We start from the raw sequence: 19,085 nt of genomic DNA, 5'->3' as shown, positions 1-19,085 counted from the left end.
AAAGATGGCAAGTGAGGGAACCCGATGAGCTTACGTTGGTAAGTGATTCGGGTGAACGAGTGCAGCCAGCGCACCTGCGGTTTGAAAGATGGCGGGGATATCTCAGCTCGGGTGCGTTCGCACCGGTAATAAGGGCGCCTGAGCGTTTCAGGCGCCTAACAGGTCTAACTCCGACAGGAGCCAATCCGTGAAAGATTTGCTTAAGTTTCTGAAAGCACAAACCAAGACCGAAGAGTTTGATGCGATCAAAATTGCCCTGGCCTCGCCAGATATGATCCGTTCCTGGTCGTTCGGCGAAGTGAAGAAGCCGGAAACCATTAACTACCGTACGTTCAAGCCTGAACGTGACGGGCTTTTCTGCGCACGAATTTTCGGGCCGGTAAAAGATTACGAATGCTTGTGCGGTAAGTACAAGCGTCTGAAACACCGTGGCGTTATTTGTGAAAAATGCGGCGTTGAAGTCACCCAGACCAAAGTGCGTCGCGAACGCATGGGCCATATTGAGCTGGCGTCTCCGACTGCCCATATCTGGTTCCTGAAATCGCTGCCGTCCCGTATCGGCCTGCTGCTGGATATGCCGCTGCGCGACATCGAACGCGTGCTGTACTTCGAATCTTATGTGGTGGTCGAAGGCGGCATGACCAATCTGGAACGTCGCCAGATCCTGACTGAAGAGCAGTATCTGGACGCGCTGGAAGAGTTCGGTGACGAATTCGACGCCAAGATGGGCGCCGAAGCTATCCAGGCCCTGTTGAAAAACATGGATCTGGAAGCGGAATGCGAAACGCTGCGTGAAGAGTTGAACGAAACCAACTCCGAAACCAAACGTAAAAAGCTGACCAAGCGTATCAAGCTGCTGGAAGCCTTTGTCCAGTCCGGCAACAAGCCGGAGTGGATGATACTGACGGTGCTGCCGGTGCTGCCGCCGGACCTGCGTCCGCTGGTGCCGTTGGACGGCGGTCGTTTTGCGACCTCCGATCTGAACGATTTGTACCGTCGCGTGATCAACCGTAACAACCGTTTGAAACGTCTGCTGGATCTGGCCGCGCCGGATATCATCGTACGTAATGAAAAACGTATGCTGCAGGAGGCGGTGGATGCGCTGTTGGATAACGGCCGTCGCGGCCGGGCCATTACCGGCTCCAACAAGCGTCCGCTGAAATCCCTGGCCGACATGATCAAGGGCAAACAGGGTCGTTTCCGTCAGAACCTGCTCGGTAAGCGCGTGGACTACTCCGGTCGTTCCGTTATCACCGTGGGTCCGTACCTGCGTCTGCATCAGTGCGGCCTGCCGAAAAAAATGGCGCTCGAACTGTTCAAACCCTTTATCTACGGCAAGCTGGAACTGCGTGGCCTCGCGACCACCATCAAAGCGGCCAAGAAGATGGTTGAACGTGAAGAAGCCGTCGTTTGGGATATCCTGGATGAAGTTATCCGCGAACACCCGGTACTGCTCAACCGTGCGCCAACCCTGCACCGTTTGGGTATCCAGGCGTTTGAACCGGTACTGATCGAAGGCAAGGCCATCCAGCTGCATCCATTGGTCTGCGCGGCGTACAACGCCGACTTCGATGGTGACCAGATGGCCGTGCACGTACCGCTGACGCTGGAAGCCCAGCTGGAAGCGCGCGCGCTGATGATGTCCACCAATAACATCCTGTCGCCGGCCAACGGCGAGCCGATTATCGTTCCTTCCCAGGACGTGGTATTGGGTCTGTATTACATGACCCGCGACCGTGTGAACGGTAAAGGCGAAGGCATGGTATTGACCGGGCCGAAGGAAGCGGAACGCATCTATCGCGGCGGTATCGCCGAGCTGCATGCGCGCGTTAAAGTGCGTATCACCGAGCATGCCAAGAACGAAGAAGGCGAATGGGTAGAAAACACCCATATCGTGGATACGACCGTCGGCCGCGCCATCCTGTGGATGATCGTGCCTAAGGGCCTGCCGTTTGCGCTGGTTAACCAGGCGCTGGGTAAAAAAGCCATCTCCAAGATGCTCAATACCTGTTATCGCGTGCTGGGCCTGAAGCCAACCGTTATTTTTGCCGACCAGATCATGTATACCGGTTTTGCCTACGCCGCCCGTTCTGGCTCGTCGGTAGGTATCGATGACATGGTTATCCCGGACAAGAAAGCGGGCATCATTGAAGAAGCCGAAGCCGAAGTGGCCGAAATCCAGGAGCAGTTCCAGTCTGGTTTGGTGACCGCGGGCGAACGCTACAACAAGGTGATCGATATCTGGGCCGCGGCCAACGAACGTGTTGCCAAGGCGATGATGGACAACCTGTCCACCGAATCGGTGATTAACCGTGACGGCGTGGAAGAACGTCAGGTTTCCTTCAACAGTATCTTTATGATGGCCGACTCCGGCGCCCGTGGTTCAGCGGCGCAGATTCGCCAGCTGGCGGGGATGCGTGGCCTGATGGCCAAGCCTGACGGCTCCATCATTGAAACGCCGATCACCGCGAACTTCCGTGAAGGCCTGAACGTACTTCAGTACTTCATCTCGACCCATGGTGCTCGTAAAGGCCTGGCGGATACCGCGTTGAAGACCGCGAACTCCGGTTACCTGACCCGTCGCCTGGTCGACGTGGCGCAGGATTTGGTAGTGACCGAGGACGATTGCGGCACGCATGCGGGCGTTACCATGACCCCGGTTATCGAGGGTGGTGATGTTAAGGAACCGCTGCGCGAGCGCGTATTGGGCCGTGTCACGGCCGAAGACGTTATCAAGCCGGGCACCGCCGACATCCTGATGCCGCGTAATACGCTGCTGAACGAACAGTGGTGTGACATCCTGGAAGAAAACTCCGTGGATATCATCAAGGTACGTTCTGTCGTAACCTGCGAAACCGATTTCGGCGTGTGCGCCAACTGCTACGGTCGCGATCTGGCCCGCGGGCATCTGGTCAACAAAGGTGAGGCTATCGGCGTTATCGCCGCGCAGTCCATCGGCGAGCCAGGCACCCAGCTGACCATGCGTACGTTCCATATCGGTGGCGCCGCCTCGCGTAACGCCGCCGAATCCAGCATTCAGGTGAAAAACAAGGGTACCATCCGCTTGAACAACGTTAAATTCGTTGTCAACGGCGTCGGTAAACTGGTCATCACGTCGCGTAACACCGAACTGAAGCTGATCGACGAATTCGGTCGTACCAAAGAAAGCTACAAAGTGCCTTACGGCGCGGTTATGGCCAAGGGTGACGGCTCCGAAGTCCTGGGCGGCGAAACGGTTGCCAACTGGGACCCGCATACCATGCCGGTTATCACCGAAGTGAGCGGCTTTATGCGCTTTACCGACATGATCGACGGGCAGACCATTACCCGCCAGACTGACGAACTTACCGGTTTGTCTTCTATCGTGGTATTGGATACGGCGGAACGTACCGGCGGCGGTAAAGACCTGCGTCCGGCGCTGAAAATCGTTGATGCCAATGGTAACGACGTTCTGATCCCCGGTACCGATATGCCCGCGCAGTACTTCCTGCCGGGTAAAACTATCGTCCAGCTGGAAGATGGTTTGGCTATCACCGGCGGTGACACTCTGGCGCGTCTGCCGCAGGAATCCAGCGGTACCAAGGATATCACCGGTGGTCTGCCGCGTGTTGCCGACCTGTTCGAGGCACGTCGCCCGAAAGAACCGGCAATACTGGCGGAAATCAGCGGTATCGTTTCCTTCGGTAAAGAAACCAAGGGCAAGCGCCGCCTGGTGATTTCGCCGATTGACGGTAGTGATGCCTACGAGGAGATGATTCCGAAATGGCGTCAGCTCAACGTGTTCGAAGGCGAACGGGTGGAACGCGGCGACGTGATCTCCGATGGACCGGAATCGCCGCATGACATCCTGCGTCTGCGTGGTGTCCATGCCGTGACCCGTTACATCGTCAACGAAGTCCAGGACGTTTACCGTCTGCAGGGCGTTAAGATTAACGATAAACATATCGAAGTTATCGTTCGTCAGATGCTGCGTAAAGCAACCATCGTCAACGCCGGCGGCACCGACTTCCTGGAAGGCGAACAGGCTGAATACTCACGCGTCAAGATTGCCAACCGCCAGCTGGATGCGGACGGCAAAATTGAAATGACGTTCAGTCGCGATCTGCTGGGTATCACCAAAGCCTCGTTGGCTACGGAGTCCTTTATCTCCGCGGCCTCGTTCCAGGAAACGACGCGCGTGCTTACCGAAGCCGCCGTTGCCGGGAAACGTGATGAACTGCGCGGCCTGAAGGAAAACGTCATCGTCGGCCGGCTGATCCCAGCGGGTACCGGTTACGCCTACCATCAGGATCGTGCGCGCCGTCGCGCATTGGGTGAAGTACCGGTAGTACCGTCGGTTACCGCTGATGAAGCGTCCGCCAATATGGCGGAATTGCTCAACGCCGGTCTGGGTGGCAATAACGATAAATAATCGTTAATGTACCTCTTGACGACCAATAAAACCGTCCCTCTCCGGGGCGGTTTTTTTTGGCTGAAAATATAATTATTGTTTTCAGGCGTTATGCAAAACTCGTCCTGATTCCATCAGGATGTTTTTGTTCCCCCAGTGAACGCTACCAGTGACGGTCGTCTGATTGAATACCGGGCAATTTGATGGATCGACCGGGCTTGCAACATGCGCCGACTAAACCCTCTGGCATCAATGGTGGGTAAAATGGCTTAAATAAGCAAAAAAACGGTGGGACAATCGTCTGTCCCGCCATTATCCCAGGTTTTCTTCGTAAGCTATACCACCCGCGCGGGCTTCCTGCCCAAGTAGGGATCCCAATCCTTCCATACCGGCTGTAGTCCGGCCTTTAATACCATGCGTGCCACCTCCTGAGGCGAGCGGTTATCATGCGGCTCGAACTGTTCCAGCTCCGATCGGCCGGTCGCATAACCACCCGGCTGGGTTTTCGACCCGGCGCTGATGCTGTTCACCATGATAGGCACCGCGTGATCGCGAAACCAGGGCGATTCCCGGGTGGACAACGACAGCTCCACGTCCGGCGCCAGCAACCGGAAGGCGCACATCACCTGCAATAGCTGCGATTCATCCATCAGCGACGCCGGGGTTATCCCGCCGGCGCAGGGGCGCAGGCGCGGGAAGGAAAGAGAATAGCGGCTTTGCCAATAGGCCTTTTGCAGATACAGGAGATGTTCGGCCACCATATAACAGTCGGTGCGCCAACTGTCCGACAGGCCGATCAGCGCCCCCAGGCCGATCTTGTCGATGCCGGCGCGGGCCAATCGGTCTGGAGTTTCCAGCCGCCAGGCAAAATCCATTTTCTGGCCGCGCAGATGATGCCGCTGATAGGTCGCCTCATGATAGGTTTCCTGATACACCATCACGCCGTCCAGGCCGAGGGTTTTCAGCTCGGCGTAATCCTCCTGGGATAACGGCTGCACCTCCATCATCAGCGAGCTGAAATATTTGCGGATAAGGGGCACATAACGGCGAAAATAATCCATGCCCACCTTGGTTTTATGCTCGCCGGTGACCAACAGCAGGTTATCAAAGCCCTTGGCCCGGATGGCTTCGCACTCCTGAATGATTTCCTGTTCATCCAGCGTCTTGCGCTTAAGGTGATTGCTCATGGAAAAACCGCAATACGTGCAGTCATTAGCGCACAGGTTTGAGAGGTAAAGCGGTAGGTAAAACCCCACTACGTTGCCGAAGCGCTGGCGGGTCAGCCGTTGGGCCCGTTGCGCCAAGGGCTCGAGATAAGGCAGCGCCGCCGGCGACAGCAGCGCCATAAAATCCTGCCGGGTCAACTGCGCGGCGTTGAGCGCCCGTTCGACGTCCCGCGCCGTATTGGCGTGGATCCGCAGGCCGGTGTCGTCCCAGTCGATCCGTTGCCATTGATTCAAAAAGGAATCCATCAGGCCGCTCCTTCCACTGGATGTTCGCTGTGGCGCAGGAATGCGGTTAATGGGCTGGTGGCGCTGGCCTGGTGGCCTCCGACGGCAAGCCCGGCCTGGCGGCCAAGAACGCCGGCTTCCAGCGCCAGCCTGAAGGCGCGGGCCATGGCTACCGGGTCCCGGGCCACGGCAATGGCGGTATTGACCAGTACCGCGTCGGCACCCATTTCCAATGCTTCCAGGGCCTGGCTGGGGGCGCCGATACCGGCGTCCACCACTACCGGGACCCCCGCCTGTTCTATGATGATTCGCAGGAAATCACGGGTAATCAGTCCCTGATTGGAGCCAATCGGCGAACCTAGCGGCATTACCGCCGCGCAGCCGGCTTCTTCCAGCCGACGGCACAGTACCGGGTCCGCGCCGCAGTACGGTAATACCACAAAACCTTCGCGCACCAGCTGTTCGGCTGCTTTCAGCGTCTCAACGGCATCGGGCAGCAGGTATTTCATATCCGGGTGGATTTCCAGTTTTATCCAATGGGTGCCCAGGGCCTCCCGCGCCAGCCGGGCGGCAAACACCGCCTCCTCGGCGGTTTTCGCCCCCGAGGTGTTAGGCAGCAATTTTACCCCGGCCTGGCGCAGGGCGGGCAGGATGGCGTCATTGCCGCCGCGCAGGTCCACCCGGCGCATTGCCAGGGTGACCAGTTGACTACCCGACGCGGCGATGGCCTGCTGCATTAATCCGGCGTTAGCAAATTTACCGGTGCCGGTAAACAGCCTGGATGTAAAAGTGGTATCGGCAATTTTCAACATGCTCAGCCTCCGGCAATAGCCTGGAAAAGTAAGATATCGTCGCCCTCGTTCACCGGATGTTCGGCCCACCGGCTACGGGGAATAATGGTTTGATTGACCGCCAGCGCGCTGCCGGCTGGCCCATGGCCCAGCTGTTCCAGCATCTCTCGCAGCGAGGGCGTGCCTGAAAGCTCGACGGGAATATCGTTAACCGTAATATTCATTGCGCCACTCCTTCTGGATCCGTCGTGGCGCAGACCGGGCAGTCTGCGGAGCGGGTCAGGCGCAGGGTGCGCCAGTTCAGAGATTTGCCGTCGAACAGCCGCAGCTGGCCGTCAAGAGTCGAGGCCATGCCGCAGAGGATTTTTATCGTCTCAAGGGCCTGCAGGGCGCCCATCATGCCGACCACCGGCCCGAGTACGCCGGCGGTGCGGCAATTACGCTCTGGCTCGGTGGCGTCGGGGAACAGGCAGGCATAACAGCCATGCCGGTAGGGCGGCCGCAGCACCATCAACTGGCCGCCGAACCCCACCGCGCTGGCGCTGACCAGGTTTTTTTGCCGGCGGATACAGGCGGCATTGATGTCGTGGCGGGTCTGCATATTGTCGCTGCAATCCAGTATGACATCGGCCTGCGCCACCGCCTGGTCAAGGTTATCCCCTGCCAGACGTTGCCGCAGGGCAACATAGCGGCCCAGTGGATTAAGCGCCTGCAGCTGCCGCTGCGCCACCAGCGCCTTGGGTTGGGCGATATCCCCGGTGCGATACAAGATCTGGCGCTGGAGATTGGTCACGTCCAGATCATCGTCGTCGGCCAGCAGCAGCGTGCCAACCCCGGCGGCGGCAAGATAGAGCGCCGCCGGCGAACCTAGTCCCCCGAGCCCGGCCACCAGAACGGTGGCGGAGGTTAACCGCTCCTGGCCCTGCGGGCCAATCTCCTCCAGCAGCAGTTGGCGGCTGTAGCGTAAAAAAGCCTGGTCGTTAAGCATCGGGTGCCCCCCGGCCTTCGATTTTTTGCAGTAAGGTGGCGGTAGCCAGCCGCCAGTCGGCGGCCTTGGTTATGGCGCTGACCACCGCGATGCCGCCGACGCCGCAGCGCAGCACGTCATCGACCCGATCGATACTGATGCCGCCGATAGCCACGGTGGAGACGCCGGGCAGGCCGGCCGCCAAACGTTTTAAATCCGCCAGGCCTTGGGGCTGGGACGGCATGATTTTGGTCTGGGTGGGGAAAATATGGCCGAGGGCGATATAGGACGGATGCAGCGCCTGGGCGCGCGCCAGCTCATGGTCGTCATGGGTGGAGAGGCCGAGGCGCAATCCGGCGCGCTGGATGGCGGCCAAATCCGCCGTATCCAGGTCTTCTTGCCCCAGGTGTACGCCATAGGCGCCGTGTTTAATCGCCAGCGACCAATAATCATTGATAAATACCCGGGCGCGGTACTTCCTGCCCAGCAGAATGGCGGCTTCAATATCCGGCTCGACCGTGACGTCCGGCTGGTCTTTAATACGCAGTTGCAGCGTGGTGACGCCGGAATCCAGCAGGCGGACTATCCATACCAGGGAATCCACCACCGGATACAGCCCGAGCCTGGGTTCGGTGGCGGCAAAGGGCGCATCGGGCGCGATCATTTGGCCACCCCCGATTGCGCGGGGGCGAGATAAATTTCCCCGCCGCTGGCGCGAAATTCCGACGACATCTCCGCCATGCCGCTGTCACGCACCTCAATCGCCTGGGCGGCGGCGTAATCCCTCACTTCCTGGGAGATTTTCATCGAGCAGAATTTCGGGCCGCACATGGAGCAGAAATGGGCAACCTTGCCGGATTCCTGCGGCAGGGTTTCATCGTGGTAGGCACGGGCGGTGGCCGGGTCGAGGGCCAGGTTAAACTGATCCTCCCAACGAAATTCAAAGCGCGCCTTGGACATGGCGTTATCGCGAATCTGCGCGCCGGGGTGGCCCTTGGCCAGGTCCGCCGCGTGGGCAGCGATTTTATAGGTGATGAGCCCTTGTTTAACATCATCTTTATTCGGCAGACCCAGATGCTCTTTCGGCGTCACGTAACACAGCATGGCGCAGCCGAACCAGCCGATCAGCGCGGCACCGATACCGGAGGTGAAATGGTCGTAACCCGGCGCGATATCGGTGGTCAACGGCCCCAGGGTATAAAACGGCGCTTCGTGGCAATGCTCCAACTGTTCGGTCATATTGCGCCGGATCATCTGCATGGGGACGTGCCCGGGGCCTTCAATCATCACCTGCACATCGTATTCCCAGGCAATTTTGGTCAGTTCGCCCAGCGTGTAGAGTTCGGCAAACTGCGCTTCGTCGTTGGCATCCTGGATCGAGCCGGGACGAAGGCCGTCCCCCAGGGATAATGAGACGTCATAGGTGGCGCAGATCTGGCAAATTTCGCGGAAGTGCTCATACAGAAAGCTTTCCCGATGATGCGACAGACACCATTTTGCCATAATGGATCCGCCACGCGACACGATGCCGGTCAGCCGCTTGGCGGTCATCGGCACATAACGCAATAGCACGCCGGCGTGGATGGTAAAATAGTCCACGCCCTGTTCCGCCTGCTCGAACAAGGTGTCGCGAAAGCACTCCCAGGTCAGGTTCTCCGCCACGCCGTTCACTTTTTCCAACGCCTGGTAGATGGGCACCGTGCCGATGGGCACCGGGCTGTTGCGCAGGATCCATTCGCGGGTTTCATGGATATAACGGCCGGTGGATAAATCCATCACCGTATCCGCGCCCCAGCGGGTGGCCCATACCAGCTTCTCGACTTCTTCTTCGATGGATGAGCTGACGGCCGAATTACCTATGTTGGCGTTAACCTTCACCAGGAAATTACGGCCGATAATCATCGGTTCCGATTCCGGATGGTTGATATTGGCGGGGATAATGGCGCGTCCGTCGGCCACTTCCCGGCGCACAAAGTCCGGGGTAATATCCGGCGGCAAATGCGCGCCGAAGCCCTGTCCGGCATGTTGTTGCAGCAGCACGTCGCCGCGGATGCGCTCGCGGCCCATATTTTCCCGCAGGGCGATAAATTCCATTTCCGGGGTAATGATGCCGGCGCGGGCATAATGTAATTGGGTAACGCAGCGGCCGGCCATGGCGCGCCGCGGCGTATGGCTGGGGGCAAAGCGCACCTCGTCAAGGCCTTCGTCGGCGCGGCGTTCGCTGGTATAACGCGAGCTGAGGGCGTTTAACGGCTCGCTGTCCCCGCGTTGCTCGATCCAGCCCGAACGCAGGCGGTTAAGGCCGGCGCGCACGTCGATCTGGACCAATGGGTCGCCATAAGGACCGGCGGTATCGTATACCGGCACCGGCTCGTTTTCTTCGTAGCGCGGCGCCTGATTGTTGCTGCCGATAAGGGTGGGGCTCAGCGTGATTTCCCGCATCGGTACCCGGATATCGGCGCTGCCGCCCTGGAGGTAAATGCGCCGGGAGCTGGGGAAGGCTTCACCCTTCAGACGCTGGATAAATTCCTGTGCCTGGGCGCGCTGCTCGCGGCGTGAAGGGGGGGTTTTAGTTGACGACATAGCAATTCCTCACAATAAAAAAAGGGAAAATTGCTTGTCAGGAGCGCTACGGGAGTAATAAGACCGGGCTTTAAGCCTGGCGTGAAAAACCGGATGGCTCAAAGCGTTGAATTACTCTTGTTCCCTTCGCAGGTATTAACCCGATCAGGTTCCGCGGATCCCGAATTAACGGTCTCAGCCCGGCGTAATCTACGCGCTAGGCACTCCGACAAGATATTGCGGCCCGCACAGGGCCGGTAACACTCTGCTAATTACAATAAATGCGTATTTATATCAATAGGTTGAACCACGGCGCGGAAATGGTCCAGGAGGCGGTCCGACATCCTCGGAGCATATCCTGAGTGCGCTTGCGCGGCGTTCATTACGCCAGGCGTGACACGTCCGGATTATTCGCGGCCGGTATTGAGGCCAGGAATTCCGCTTTATATTCCAGCGCCTGCTGGATCAGCTTGTCCTCGAGGGCAAAGCGGGTAGCAAGGGCTTCGCCTACGCCGGAGAGCGCCTGCTGGAACTCCATATAGTTATCATGATCGATGGCCGTTTCCAACTGGCTATCATAAAATGCCATGATTTGTTTGGTGTTTTCCTGCAACGCCGGATACAGCTGAGTACTGATGACTCTTTTGCTGCTGCTGACATCATCCGCGTCCTGGACGATGCGATCGTAAATATGGAAATGGCCGGCGGAAAGATAGTCCACCAGTTTATGACAAAAGTCGTCCAGCGCGTTTTCATCCAGGGGAGTATGCTTTTCTTTGTTGGGCTTGAGGCCGATCAGATGATAGTAGGCCACCAGTAATTCCCGGCGGGCCAGGAGCCACTGGTCGATAAGTTCATTACTGCCGCCAACGCGTTGAGCCAGAAGGTCCAGCTGGTTTAGCATGATTGACTCCGATGTAATAAAGTAACGCTGCGTTACGTATCAATTAAAGCTAAATTCTAGCTTGCCAGCGAATAAGAGGTAGTGCAACTAAAATGGAACAAGAACTCAACGGTAGCGAAACTGGCTGGTGGATCGTCAGCCAGGAAAGCAAATTGTGGTTACCCAAGGGGGAACTGCCATTTGGTACGGCATCGGCCTGGTCGCTGCAAGGATTAACCGCGACGCTTATCGGCGAATGGGAAGGCTCGCCCGCCTGGCTGGTACGCCACGCCATGCCCCGGGACATGGGGTCGGTACGGCAGATCATCGACGGCGATGCCGGTTTGTTCCAACTGGCGGGACGGGGCGTGCAGCTGGCGGAATTTTACCGCTCTCATCGCTATTGCGGCTACTGCGGCCATAAAATGCGCGTTAGTAACAGGGAATGGGCGTGTTTGTGCGACCACTGTCGTGAACGTTATTACCCGCAAATCGCGCCCTGCATTATCGTGGCGATCCGCCGCGGCGACGATATCCTGCTGGCCCAGCATACCCGCCATCGCGGCGGCATCTACACGGTGCTGGCCGGTTTTGCCGAGGTGGGCGAAACCCTGGAGCAGACCGTGGCCCGCGAGGTGATGGAGGAGACGCGCATCAAGGTGAAAAACGTCCGGTATGTAACCTCCCAGCCCTGGCCTTTTCCGCATTCGCTGATGATGGCCTTTATGGCGGAGTACGCCGACGGTGATATCATCCCCGATCGTAATGAAATCCTCGATGCCGGCTGGTATCGTTATGACGCGCTGCCCTTGCTGCCGCCTCCCGGCACCGTGGCCCGGCGTTTAATTGAGGATACGGTCGCACTTTGCCGCGCCGAGCGCGAAAGTGACGATCCACATGCTACACTCCATTCATAACAGCAAGGGAACCCTGTATGTATGAATTGAAGAACGATCGCTACCTGCGCGCTCTGCTGCGCCAGCCGGTTGACGTTACGCCGGTATGGATGATGCGACAGGCCGGACGTTATCTGCCGGAATATAAAGCGACCCGCGCCGAGGCCGGCGATTTTATGTCGTTGTGCAGAAATGCCGAACTGGCCTGTGAAGTGACACTGCAGCCGTTGCGTCGTTTTCCGCTGGATGCCGCGATCCTGTTCTCAGACATCCTGACGGTTCCCGATGCCATGGGGTTGGAGCTGTACTTTGAACAGGGTGAGGGGCCGTGTTTTGCCCGTCCGGTTACCTGCAAAGCCGACGTGGATAAGCTGCCGATACCCGATCCTGAAGTGGAGTTGGGGTATGTCATGAACGCGGTGCGCACCATTCGCCGCAACCTGCAAGGGGACGTGCCGCTGATTGGCTTTTCCGGCAGCCCCTGGACCCTGGCCACCTATATGGTTGAAGGCGGCAGCAGTAAAGTATTCACTAAAATCAAACAAATGATGTATGCCGAGCCGCGGACGCTGCATCTGTTGCTCGACAAGCTGGCGGCAAGCGTCACGCTGTACCTGAACGGCCAGATTCGCGCCGGCGCGCAGTCGGTGATGATTTTTGATACCTGGGGCGGCGTGCTGACCGGCAGCGGCTATCTTGAATTTTCCCTTAGCTACATGCAAAAAATCATCGACGGTCTGCAGCGGGAAAGCGAGGGGCGCCGGGTACCGGTGACCCTGTTTACCAAGGGCGGCGGCCAATGGCTGGAGGCGATGGCGCAAACCGGATGCGACGCGCTGGGCCTGGACTGGAGCACCGATATCAATGATGCCCGCCGTCGCGTGGGTGATAAGGTCGCCTTGCAGGGCAATATGGATCCCTCGGTGTTGTATGCGCCGCCGGCGCGTATCGAACAGGAAGTGGCGTCCATCCTTGCCGGTTTCGGCCACGGCGAAGGACACGTTTGCAACCTGGGGCATGGGATTCATCAGGACGTGCCGCCTGAACATGCCGGCGTTTTTGTCGAGGCGGCGCATCGCCTGTCTCGTCCCTATCACGGATAGGGACGCGGTGGAAAAGGTAAAAATGTATGGATATGACAGCACTGCGCGCCGAACAGGTTGCCACCGCCGGCAAGGTAATTCGTCATGACGATTATGCGTTTACTTCGCCGACGATTATAGCCGGCGCCGATGTAGGATTCGAGCAGGGAGGCGAGGTGACCCGCGCGGCTATCGCGTTGCTGCGCTTTCCGACCCTGGAGCTTATCGAATACCGCATCGCCCGCATCAACACCACCATGCCTTACATCCCGGGCTTTTTGTCATTCCGGGAATATCCCGCGCTGCTGGCCGCCTGGGATCAGCTGACCCAACGGCCGGATTTGCTGTTCGTCGACGGTCATGGCATATCCCATCCGCGTCGCCTGGGGGTCGCCAGCCACTTCGGCCTGCTGGTGGACCAGCCCACCATCGGGGTGGCTAAGCGCCGGCTGTGCGGCCGTTTTGAGCCGTTAAGCGATGAGGCGGGCGCCAAGGCGCCGCTGATGGATAAAGGGGAACGGCTCGCCTGGGTATGGCGCAGCAAGATCCGCTGCAATCCCTTGTTCATCTCCACCGGCCATCGGGTCGGCATGGACAGCGCTCTGCATTGGGTGCAGCAGTGCATGCGTGGCTATCGCTTGCCGGAGCCGACCCGCTGGGCGGATGCGGTGGCCTCTAATCGCACCGCGTTCCAGCGTTGGGAACAGGGACGCGGCGAACCCGACTTTTTCGACCTGGAATAGGGTAACCGGTCAATTTCAGGTACACTGCGACGCAGATTAAGAGTAATGGAATAGCGCGATGTTACGTAACCCGATACATTTACGTCTGGAAAAGCAGGAAGCCTGGCAGCATGTCATTTTTATGGCGTCGCTGTGCGAGCGGATGTACCCCAATTATCAACTGTTCTGTGTACAGGCCGGTTTTGGCGATCCTGCCGTCTACCGGCGTATTCTCGACTTGGTTTGGGAGACACAGGTAGTTAAAGATGCTAAGGTCAATTTTGATTTACAATTAGAAAAGCTGGAAGAATGCATTCCCGCAGCGGATGATTACGATTTTTATGGTGTTTACCCGGCGATTGATGCCTGCGTGGCCCTGAGTGAATTATTGCACTCCAGGCTGAGCGGCGAAACGCTGGAACATGCCATCACCGTCAGCGAGACATCAATTCGCACCGTGGCCATGCTGGAAATGACCCATGCGGAGCGGGAGATGACCGAAGAAGAGCTGAATGCCCTGCCCTCGATTGAAGAGGAATGGGATATCCAGTGGGAGATTTTTCGCCTGTTAGCTGATTGTGAAAACCGCGACATAGAATTGATTAAAGGCCTGCGCGCAGACCTGCGTGAAGCCGGAATTAGCAATATTGGAATAATTTTACAGCAATAAGGCAATAAAACGTGATTTAAGACCTGTTTTGCCATGTCTTAACACTTCACATCTGCACCCCGTCTGGTCTACATTTGGGGGGGCATAAAAAAAGTGGCTATCGGTGCGTGTTTGCAGGAGAGTGCCGTATTCCGGCTTATCCGTCGTACTCGATGCTTAGCAAGCGATAAACACACTGTAAGGATAACATATGAACAAGACTCAACTGATTGATGTAATTGCTGATAAGGCCGATCTTTCGAAGGCGCAGGCGAAGTCGGCTCTGGAATCCACTTTGGCAGCAATTACCGAGTCTCTTAAAGAGGGTGATGCAGTACAATTGGTTGGTTTCGGTACTTTCAAGATTAATCATCGCAACGAACGCACTGGCCGTAATCCTCAGACCGGTAAAGAAATTAAAATTGCCGCGGCCAACGTACCGGCATTTGTTTCTGGCAAGGCTCTGAAAGACGCCGTTAAGTAACCACCGTGTGTTGGTGAAAAGATTAAGCATAGGGGCAACCATGCCCCTTTTGTTTTTGCGCCGGTGCGGTTGGCTTGGGCTCCTCGCCTGTTTGCTGACGGCATGCGGTTCACACCAAAAGGCGCCGCCCGCGTTTACCGCCAGCGGTTATGTCGCCGATCGGGGCGCCATGCGCTTATGGCGTAAAGACGACGTGGCACAGCAAACGGTAAATATCGTCAGCGTCTATAGCCCTTACAAGGGTGAAAATACCGTCATCACCCGCTATCAGTTCATTCGTGATGACGTGCGCCAGATTAACCGCACGCAAAACGGCGAACATCCGGAAACTTTACAAATCCGCTTCGATGACAAGGGCAACCCCAGCTTTATGCAGCGTCAGCGCGATGGGCTGCGCGAAAAACTCAGCGATGATGAATTGGCGCTTTATCAGTTTGAAGCCAGGCGACTACTGGACGTCAGCCAGTCGCTGCGGGCGGGACAGGTCATATTAATGCAGGGCAGATGGCGTAACGGCGTGATGACCACCTGCGATGGCAATGAGGTGGACCCTGATTTTGACAGGCGTTCGGCATCATGGGTTGCGGCGCGGACACAACGCTCTACCGGACAACTGGGCGTTGCCTGGCTGGAAGCGCCGGAAGGGACACAGTTATTACTGGTTGCCAATGAAGACTTCTGCCACTGGCAACCCAAGAAAAGCGAGCTGTAGTACCTGACATAGTACCTGACATAGTACCTGACATAGTACCTGACAGTTCCCGGCCTGCTACCCAGTCATAATGTCCAGATATCTCCGCCAACACATACCCCGGCATACCTGCAGGGCACCGCGCGATCAATGCGGCGCCAGATCCGTAATTACGACAACAGGGTTATTGCTCGCGTTGTATTGCGCGATAGCCGATATCCGACCGACAGAAACTGTCTCGCCAGCGAATAGACTCCGCCACGCGATAGGCCCTGGCCTGGGCATCCGCCACCGTCTTGCCCAGCGCGGTAACGCACAATACCCGTCCACCCTGCGTCAGCACCTTGCCGTCCGCCAGACCGGTACCGGCATGAAAGACCTTTTCGCCCTCCACTTCGCCTGTCGGCAGGCCGTTAATTTCATCCCCGATGCGGTATTGCGCCGGATAACCGCCCGCAGCCAGCACCACGCCCAGGGCCGGCCGCTCATCCCACACCGAGCTGACCCGATCCAAGTGCCCTTCGGTCGCCGCCAGGCACAGCGCCACCAGATCGGAGCGCATACGCAGCATGATGGGCTGGGTTTCCGGATCGCCGAAGCGGCAGTTAAACTCAATCACCTTCGGCTGTCCCTCGGCGTTGATCATAAGTCCAGCATATAAAAAGCCGGTATAGACATTGCCTTCGGCCGCCATGCCGCGCACGGTAGGCCAGATAACCTGGTCCATGATGCGCTGGTGGATTTCATCGGTCACCACCGGCGCGGGAGAGTAGGCGCCCATGCCGCCGGTATTGGGGCCGGTGTCGCCATCGCCAACCCGCTTATGATCCTGGCTGGTGGCCATCGGCACGACATGTTCGCCGTCAACCATGACGATAAAGCTGGCTTCCTCGCCCTCCAGGAACTCTTCCACCACGATACGATGTCCGGCGTCGCCAAAGGCGTTGCCGGCCAGCATATCCTGAATGGCCACTTCCGCTTCCGGCAGGGTCATGGCCACGATCACGCCTTTGCCGGCCGCCAATCCATCCGCCTTGATGACGATTGGCGCGCCTTTGCTGCGCACATAGGCCAGAGCCGGTCCAATTTCGGTGAAGTTGCCGTACTCCGCGCTGGGGATGCGGTGGCGCGCCAGGAAATCCTTGGTAAACGCCTTGGAGCCTTCCAGCTGCGCCGCGGCTTTGGTTGGGCCAAACACCGTCAGGCCGGCGGCGCGAAAGGCATCCACCACGCCCAGCACCAACGGCGTTTCCGGGCCGACGATGGTCAGGCCGATGTCGTGGCCTTGGGCGAAGGCGACCAACGCCGGGATATCGGTGGGACTAATATCGGCATTTTCCAGCGCGGGCTCAAGGGCGGTGCCGGCATTGCCCGGCGCAACGTAGACTTTATCCGCCAGCGGCGATTGGGCGGCCTTCCAGGCCAGCGCATGCTCGCGCCCGCCGTTGCCGATAATCAAGATATTCATTTGTCACTCCTGGTCTTAGTGGCGGAAATGGCGCATATCGGTAAAGATCATGGCAATGCCGTGTTCGTTTGCCGCGGCAATTACTTCATCATCACGAATGGAGCCGCCGGGTTGGATCACGCAGCTGATGCCGACCGCCGCCGCCGCGTCGATACCGTCACGAAACGGGAAAAACGCATCGGAGGCCATGGCCGAGCCGCGCACTTCAAGCCCTTCGTCCGCCGCTTTGATGCCGGCAATCCTGGCGGAATAGACCCGGCTCATTTGCCCCGCGCCGATACCGATGGTCATGTTATCGCGGGCATAGACGATAGCATTGGATTTGACGAACTTAGCTACCTTCCAGCAAAACAGCGCGTCGCGCAGTTCGTCTGCCGTCGGCTGGCGTTCGGTAACGATACGCAAATCCGCCTCGCCTACCATGCCCAAATCCCGTTCCTGTACCAGCAGCCCGCCGTTAACCCGCTTGAAATCCAGGCTTGGCACCCGGGATGACCAGGTGCCGCTGGTCAGTACCCGGACATTCTGTTTGGCGGCCAGGGCCGTCAGGGCGTCGTCGTCGACGGATGGCGCGATAATCACTTCCACAAACTGGCGGCTGATAATGGCTTTGGCGGTCGCGGCGTCAAGAGGACGGTTAAAGGCGATGATGCCGCCAAACGCCGAGGTCGGATCGGTTTTATACGCGCGCTCATAGGCCTCGAGCAGCGAGGCTCCGGTCGCCACGCCGCAGGGGTTGGCATGCTTGACGATTACGCAGGCCGGTTCGGCGAATTCCTTCACGCACTCCAGGGCGGCGTCGGTATCGGCGATATTGTTATAGGACAACGCCTTGCCCTGTAATTGCCGCGCGGTGGCTACCGAGGCTTCCTGAATCTGCTCTTCTATATAAAAGGCGGCCAGTTGATGGCTGTTTTCGCCATAGCGCATATCCTGCTTTTTAATAAAGTTCAGGTTAAGGGTACGCGGGAAGCGGCCGGAAGGTTCGGTGGTATCGCCATGATAGGCCGGTACCTGGCTGCCAAAATAGTTGGCGATCGTGCTGTCGTAGGCGGCGGTGTGCTCGAAGGCCTTGACCGCCAAATTAAAACGGGTCGCCAGCGTCAGCGAGCCGTTATTTTCATCCAGCTCGTTGATGATCCCGGCGTAATCGCCGCTGTTAACCACTATCGCCACATCTATATGATTCTTGGCGGCGGAGCGCACCATGGTGGGGCCGCCGATATCGATATTCTCCACCGCTTCCTCACGGGTACAGCCAGCGCGCGCCACGGTGCTGGCAAACGGATAAAGATTCACCACCACCATATCGATAGGTTCGATATGGTGCTGTTGCATAATTGCGTCGTCCTGGCCGCGACGCCCCAGAATGCCGCCATGAACCTTGGGATGCAGTGTTTTCACCCGTCCATCCATCATTTCAGGAAAACCGGTATAATCGGAAACCTCAGTCACCGGCAGCCCGGCCTCCGCCAGCAGCCGCGCGGTGCCGCCGGTGGAGAGCAGCGCTATGCCGCGTTGCGATAATGACTGAGCGAATTCTACGATACCGGCTTTGTCAGACACACTGAGCAGGGCGCGGCGAACAGGACGTGGTTGTTGCATGGTGAATTTATCCCTTGATTGGATAGCTTTAATAAAAACTGGCATCAATCGGGCTTTTTTCGAAAAAAGTCGCCAATTAATGAAATACCCGAGCTGATAAAATTTGCGTGAATTGTAGCGAAAACGATTGCGCGATGCTCGCCAATTTTTGCCCGGCGTCAGCATCTGTGGATAAGTTTGTGTAAAAGCGGGTATAAACCCCTTTATTGCTGTGGAATGCAGCAAACGGTCCGGCTTACGCAAAATATCTGTTGCGGCTTCGTTCTAAATCCCTATAATGCGCCTCCAACGACCGGCACCGTGCAGCATATCGCAGGGTAGCGGAAACGAGTCAGGAGGCAGGCCGAACGGGCTTGACACTGGGAGAGGAAAGCGTAATATACGCCACCTCGCGCCAGGCTGATTACAGCGGCGCACTGCTCTTTAACAATTTATCAGACAATC

Annotated in this window: 16 protein-coding genes and 1 riboswitch; of the genes, 7 read left to right on the top strand and 9 right to left on the bottom strand. The window is 57.8% G+C overall.

From position 1 onward, the window contains the following. Positions 1-187 precede the first annotated feature (187 nt). A complete protein-coding gene (gene rpoC / locus GRH90_RS24780; protein WP_162368653.1) occupies positions 188-4,411 on the top strand; it encodes a DNA-directed RNA polymerase subunit beta' in 4,224 nt (1,407 codons plus the stop codon). A 314-nt stretch (positions 4,412-4,725) separates the two neighbouring features. Here the strand turns inward: rpoC and thiH are convergent, their stop codons facing one another. The 7 genes from thiH to rsd form a co-directional block, all read right to left on the bottom strand. Next, positions 4,726-5,862: a 2-iminoacetate synthase ThiH gene (gene thiH / locus GRH90_RS24775; RefSeq protein WP_376766104.1), complete on the bottom strand. Its 1,137-nt coding sequence runs from the start codon at positions 5,860-5,862 to the stop codon at positions 4,726-4,728. After that, the gene (locus GRH90_RS24770; protein ID WP_162368652.1) at positions 5,862-6,653 is read right to left on the bottom strand and encodes a thiazole synthase; all 792 of its coding nucleotides are present in this window, start codon (positions 6,651-6,653) and stop codon (positions 5,862-5,864) included. The genes thiH and GRH90_RS24770 overlap by 1 nt, the downstream gene beginning before the upstream one ends. 2 nt (positions 6,654-6,655) lie before the next feature. Further along, positions 6,656-6,856, bottom strand: a complete 201-nt coding sequence (gene thiS, locus GRH90_RS24765; RefSeq protein ID WP_162368651.1) for a sulfur carrier protein ThiS — start codon at positions 6,854-6,856, stop codon at positions 6,656-6,658. Beyond that, a complete protein-coding gene (locus GRH90_RS24760) occupies positions 6,853-7,620 on the bottom strand; it encodes a HesA/MoeB/ThiF family protein (protein WP_162368650.1) in 768 nt (255 codons plus the stop codon). Before GRH90_RS24760 ends, thiS begins: the two co-directional genes overlap by 4 nt. Further along, entirely contained in the window at positions 7,613-8,263 is a 651-nt protein-coding gene (gene thiE, locus GRH90_RS24755; protein WP_162368649.1) for a thiamine phosphate synthase, read from the bottom strand. The genes GRH90_RS24760 and thiE overlap by 8 nt, the downstream gene beginning before the upstream one ends. Next, positions 8,260-10,182 carry a phosphomethylpyrimidine synthase ThiC gene (thiC, locus tag GRH90_RS24750; protein ID WP_162368648.1) on the bottom strand — a complete coding sequence of 641 codons (1,923 nt, stop codon included), beginning with the start codon at positions 10,180-10,182 and terminating at the stop codon, positions 8,260-8,262. Before thiC ends, thiE begins: the two co-directional genes overlap by 4 nt. Before the next feature lie 104 nt (positions 10,183-10,286). Further along, positions 10,287-10,400: riboswitch (TPP riboswitch) on the bottom strand. A gap of 143 nt (positions 10,401-10,543) precedes the next feature. Continuing rightward, positions 10,544-11,065 carry a sigma D regulator gene (rsd, locus tag GRH90_RS24745; protein ID WP_162368647.1) on the bottom strand — a complete coding sequence of 174 codons (522 nt, stop codon included), beginning with the start codon at positions 11,063-11,065 and terminating at the stop codon, positions 10,544-10,546. 92 nt (positions 11,066-11,157) lie between these two features. On the opposite strand from rsd, the gene nudC reads away from it, so the two are divergent. From nudC to GRH90_RS24715, 6 genes are all read left to right on the top strand, one after another. Further along, on the top strand, positions 11,158-11,961 hold the full coding sequence (nudC, locus tag GRH90_RS24740; RefSeq protein ID WP_162368646.1) for an NAD(+) diphosphatase: 804 nt from the start codon (positions 11,158-11,160) through the stop codon (positions 11,959-11,961). A gap of 17 nt (positions 11,962-11,978) precedes the next feature. Continuing rightward, a complete protein-coding gene (hemE, locus tag GRH90_RS24735) occupies positions 11,979-13,043 on the top strand; it encodes a uroporphyrinogen decarboxylase (RefSeq protein WP_162368645.1) in 1,065 nt (354 codons plus the stop codon). A gap of 26 nt (positions 13,044-13,069) precedes the next feature. After that, the gene (gene nfi / locus GRH90_RS24730) at positions 13,070-13,765 is read left to right on the top strand and encodes a deoxyribonuclease V (protein WP_162368644.1); all 696 of its coding nucleotides are present in this window, start codon (positions 13,070-13,072) and stop codon (positions 13,763-13,765) included. A gap of 58 nt (positions 13,766-13,823) precedes the next feature. After that, positions 13,824-14,414 carry a YjaG family protein gene (locus GRH90_RS24725; protein ID WP_162368643.1) on the top strand — a complete coding sequence of 197 codons (591 nt, stop codon included), beginning with the start codon at positions 13,824-13,826 and terminating at the stop codon, positions 14,412-14,414. A 190-nt stretch (positions 14,415-14,604) separates the two neighbouring features. After that, complete coding sequence (gene hupA, locus GRH90_RS24720; protein WP_162368642.1) at positions 14,605-14,877, top strand: nucleoid-associated protein HU-alpha; 273 nt, start codon at positions 14,605-14,607, stop codon at positions 14,875-14,877. A gap of 40 nt (positions 14,878-14,917) precedes the next feature. After that, complete coding sequence (locus GRH90_RS24715) at positions 14,918-15,589, top strand: DUF1481 domain-containing protein (protein WP_162368641.1); 672 nt, start codon at positions 14,918-14,920, stop codon at positions 15,587-15,589. A gap of 163 nt (positions 15,590-15,752) precedes the next feature. On the opposite strand, the gene purD is transcribed toward GRH90_RS24715, so the two are convergent. After that, positions 15,753-17,036: a phosphoribosylamine--glycine ligase gene (gene purD, locus GRH90_RS24710; RefSeq protein WP_162368640.1), complete on the bottom strand. Its 1,284-nt coding sequence runs from the start codon at positions 17,034-17,036 to the stop codon at positions 15,753-15,755. A gap of 15 nt (positions 17,037-17,051) precedes the next feature. Next, positions 17,052-18,641: a bifunctional phosphoribosylaminoimidazolecarboxamide formyltransferase/IMP cyclohydrolase gene (gene purH / locus GRH90_RS24705; protein WP_162368639.1), complete on the bottom strand. Its 1,590-nt coding sequence runs from the start codon at positions 18,639-18,641 to the stop codon at positions 17,052-17,054. Between the last annotated feature and the right edge of the window lie 444 nt (positions 18,642-19,085).

The organism is Acerihabitans arboris (assembly GCF_010131535.1).
In the GTDB taxonomy this organism is placed as follows: Bacteria; Pseudomonadota; Gammaproteobacteria; order Enterobacterales; family Enterobacteriaceae; genus Acerihabitans; species Acerihabitans arboris.
The sequence above is the reverse complement of the archived record's forward strand: the minus strand, read 5'-3'. Positions and strand labels throughout refer to the sequence as shown.

Bases quoted from the DNA above. Each gene is read 5' to 3' on its own strand.
- purH (WP_162368639.1), bottom strand. From the start codon at position 18,641: ATGCAACAACCACGTCCTGTTCGCCGCGCCCTGCTCAGTGTGTCTGAC.
- thiE (WP_162368649.1), bottom strand. From the start codon at position 8,263: ATGATCGCGCCCGATGCGCCCTTTGCCGCCACCGAACCCAGGCTCGGG.
- GRH90_RS24725 (WP_162368643.1), top strand. From the start codon at position 13,824: ATGTTACGTAACCCGATACATTTACGTCTGGAAAAGCAGGAAGCCTGG.
- hemE (WP_162368645.1), top strand. From the start codon at position 11,979: ATGTATGAATTGAAGAACGATCGCTACCTGCGCGCTCTGCTGCGCCAG.
- nfi (WP_162368644.1), top strand. From the start codon at position 13,070: ATGGATATGACAGCACTGCGCGCCGAACAGGTTGCCACCGCCGGCAAG.
- thiS (WP_162368651.1), bottom strand. From the start codon at position 6,856: ATGAATATTACGGTTAACGATATTCCCGTCGAGCTTTCAGGCACGCCC.
- thiC (WP_162368648.1), bottom strand. From the start codon at position 10,182: ATGTCGTCAACTAAAACCCCCCCTTCACGCCGCGAGCAGCGCGCCCAG.
- GRH90_RS24770 (WP_162368652.1), bottom strand. From the start codon at position 6,653: ATGTTGAAAATTGCCGATACCACTTTTACATCCAGGCTGTTTACCGGC.
- nudC (WP_162368646.1), top strand. From the start codon at position 11,158: ATGGAACAAGAACTCAACGGTAGCGAAACTGGCTGGTGGATCGTCAGC.
- GRH90_RS24760 (WP_162368650.1), bottom strand. From the start codon at position 7,620: ATGCTTAACGACCAGGCTTTTTTACGCTACAGCCGCCAACTGCTGCTG.
- hupA (WP_162368642.1), top strand. From the start codon at position 14,605: ATGAACAAGACTCAACTGATTGATGTAATTGCTGATAAGGCCGATCTT.
- purD (WP_162368640.1), bottom strand. From the start codon at position 17,036: ATGAATATCTTGATTATCGGCAACGGCGGGCGCGAGCATGCGCTGGCC.
- rsd (WP_162368647.1), bottom strand. From the start codon at position 11,065: ATGCTAAACCAGCTGGACCTTCTGGCTCAACGCGTTGGCGGCAGTAAT.
- thiH (WP_376766104.1), bottom strand. From the start codon at position 5,862: ATGGATTCCTTTTTGAATCAATGGCAACGGATCGACTGGGACGACACC.
- GRH90_RS24715 (WP_162368641.1), top strand. From the start codon at position 14,918: ATGCCCCTTTTGTTTTTGCGCCGGTGCGGTTGGCTTGGGCTCCTCGCC.